The organism is Sandarakinorhabdus oryzae, from assembly GCF_009733735.1.
Classification (GTDB): Bacteria; Pseudomonadota; Alphaproteobacteria; order Sphingomonadales; family Sphingomonadaceae; genus Sandarakinorhabdus; species Sandarakinorhabdus oryzae.
Genome location: NZ_WNJP01000256.1, coordinates 1 through 2,806, shown reverse-complemented (window position 1 = coordinate 2,806; position 2,806 = coordinate 1). Strand labels below are relative to the sequence as shown.

The 2,806-nt window shown below is 66.9% G+C and carries 3 protein-coding genes; all 3 read right to left on the bottom strand.

The genetic code is table 11. The features are described from left to right. Nucleotides 1-121: 121 nt before the first annotated feature. Nucleotides 122-1,084 (bottom strand): MlaD family protein, encoded by a 963-nt coding sequence (locus tag GJ693_RS15195; protein ID WP_156257090.1) that lies wholly within the window; start codon nucleotides 1,082-1,084, stop codon nucleotides 122-124. Further along, nucleotides 1,084-1,905, bottom strand: a complete 822-nt coding sequence (locus GJ693_RS15190) for an ABC transporter ATP-binding protein (protein WP_156257089.1) — start codon at nucleotides 1,903-1,905, stop codon at nucleotides 1,084-1,086. The genes GJ693_RS15195 and GJ693_RS15190 overlap by 1 nt, the downstream gene beginning before the upstream one ends. Further along, the coding region (locus tag GJ693_RS15185) for an MlaE family ABC transporter permease (protein WP_156257088.1) at nucleotides 1,905-2,806 on the bottom strand (902 nt) is incomplete at its 5' end. The genes GJ693_RS15185 and GJ693_RS15190, both read right to left, overlap by 1 nt.

Sequence of the window (2,806 nt, the reverse complement as noted above, 5' to 3'; positions counted from 1 at the left end):
GCATCGGCGCGCAGCACCAGCAGGGCATCGGGTGGCGGCGCATTGCCGCCCACCTGCACCAGCGGGCCGCAACCGGCGAGCAGGGCAGCCGCGGCCAGCGCGGGGGACAAGCGGCGCGTGGTCATTTCCTCTGGCCCTCCTTGGGCGGCTGATATTCGGGCAGGCGGCGGCCGCCAATCAGGGCGCCGGCGGGATCCTCGTCCAGCTTGGCGGCAATCGCGCCCAGCCGGGCGGTCGTCTCGCGCAGCTCGCGGATCAACTGGGTGGTTTCCGGCAGCGTCTGGTTCGACAGCATCTCGACACCCGGTTGCGCGGTTTCGGTCAACGTGTCGATGCGGGTTAGCGTGCCCTCCGCACTGGTGACGGTGCGCCTGAGATCGGCGGCGAGCGGGCGCAGGTCGCTGTCCACCAGGGTCTGGCCGGAGTTGGCCAGCGCTTCGATGCGCTGCAGGGTGGCGGTCGCCGCCGTCATCGTCGTGCGGGCTTCGGTGAGCGCGGCCTGCAGATCGGGGGCACCCTTGGCCAGCGCCGCCGTGGCGATGTCGGTGTTCTTCAATATGCCGGCGAGCGCGGCGCGGTTCTCGTCCTTCAGCACGTCATTCAGCCGCTCGGTCAGGCGCGAGACGTTGGAGAGGACTTCGGGCGCGGTGGCCAGCAGATCAGACAGGCCGCCATTGCGCGGCGGGATCACCGGCGCGCCATCGGGGCCGATCGCGGTGATGGGCGCGGCGCCCTGCATGGCGCCGATCAGCTGGATCTGCGACACGCCGGTGAATCCGACGCCTTCAACGCCCGCCGTGGTGCCCTTGAGGATCGGCACATTCTCGGCCACCGCGATGCGCACCCGCACGAATTGCGGATTCTTGGGCTGCAGCGCGATTTCGGTGATCTTGCCCACCGGCACGCCGCTGAACTGCACCGGCGAGCCCTTTTCCAGGCCGGAAATCGATTTGCTGAAATAGATGTCGTACACCTTGGTGGCGGTGCTGGAGAAGCCGGCCAGCCAGACGATCATCAGGAAGATGCCGGCCACCATGGCCAGGGCAACGCTGCCGACGATCACATAATTGCTGCGGTTTTCCATCAGGCCAGTTCCCTTGCCATCGGCCCACTCGCTGCCCGACCACGCGGGCCGCCGAAATATTGCTGAACCCACGGGTGATCATATTGCCGCAATTCATCGACCGTGCCGCAGGCCAGCACTCTGCCTTCGCCCAGCACCGCCACCCGGTCACAGATGGCAATCAACGTATCGAGATCGTGGGTGATCAGGAACAGCGTCAATCCCAGCGTGTCTTTCAGCAGCTTGATCAGATTGTCAAAGGCCGCTGCCGAGATCGGATCGAGCCCGGCGGTTGGCTCATCAAGGAACAGCAGCTGCGGATCGAGGGCCAGTGCGCGGGCCAGCCCGGCGCGCTTCTTCATGCCGCCCGACAGTTCTGAAGGATATTTGGTGCAACTGTCCGACGGCAGGCCGACCTGGCGCAGGCGCGCGCCGGCCAGCGCCGCCATTACCGGTTCGGGCAATGCCAGGAATTCGCGCATCGGCACCTCGATATTCTCGGCCACGGTCAGGCCGGAAAACAGGGCGCCTTCCTGGAACAGCACGCCCCATTGCCGGCGCAGCGCGCGCTGCGCCTCGGGATCGGCAGTGAAGGCATCCTGGCCAAGGATCGAGACATGGCCGGCGCGCGCAGGGTTGAGCCCGATGATGGTGCGCATCAACACCGATTTGCCGCTGCCCGATCCGCCGACCAGGCCCAGGATTTCGCCGCGCGCCACGTCGAGATCGAGATGATCGTGGATGATCTTGTCTTCAAAGCCGGTGACCAGCCCGCGCACCCGCACCGCCACATCGGCGGAATCGGGCAGGATGGGGGACAGCAAGGGCGAAGAGCGCTCCATCAATTATAGCCCAACATGCTGAAGAAGAAGGCGAAGAAGGCATCGAACACGATGACCACGAAGATCGCTTCCACGACCGCCTGGGTGGTGCGCTGGCCCACGGACTCGGCGTTGCCGGTGACCTGGAAGCCGTGATAGCAGCCCATGATCGCGATGATGAAGCCGAACACCGGCGCCTTGATCATGCCGATGGCGAAATCCGATTGCAGGATCACTTCGCGCAGGCGGGCGACATAGCTGGCTGGCGGCATGCCGAGATCGACCCAGACATAGACGCCGCCGCCCACCAGCGCGCACAGCCCGCCATAGAAGGCCAGGCCCAGCAGCATCAACGAGCAGGCGATCACCCGCGGCACCACCAGCACCTCGACCGGATCGAGGCCGATGGTGCGCAGTGCGTCGATCTCCTCGTTGATCTTCATCGAGCCGATCTGGGCAGCAAACGCCGATCCCGACCGGCCGGCCACCATGATGGCGGTGAGCAATATGCCCAGTTCGCGCGTGGTGGCGCGGCCGATCAGGTTGACGGTGAAGATCTCGGCCCCGAACTGGCGCAACTGCACCGCACCTTGCTGGGCCACGACCAGCCCGACCAGGAACAGCAGGAGCCCGATGATGCCGAGCGCGTTGATGCCGATGGCTTCGCCCTGGTGCACCACGGCGTGCCAGCGCAGACGGCGGCGGCCAGCGATCGTGCCGCCCAGCACCACCAGGGTCTGCCCGAAAAAGGCGAGGAAGCTGCCGACATTGTGCAGCGCCGCCACCAGCGCGGCGCCGATACGCGCCACGCGGTGGACGAAGGGGTTGCCGATGTCGGGCCGGCGCTGGGCCGGTCGCGGCGGCGTGGCCATGGCGCGGATCAGCCGGTCGATTTCCGGCGCGGCCCCGGCCAGCGCGGCTG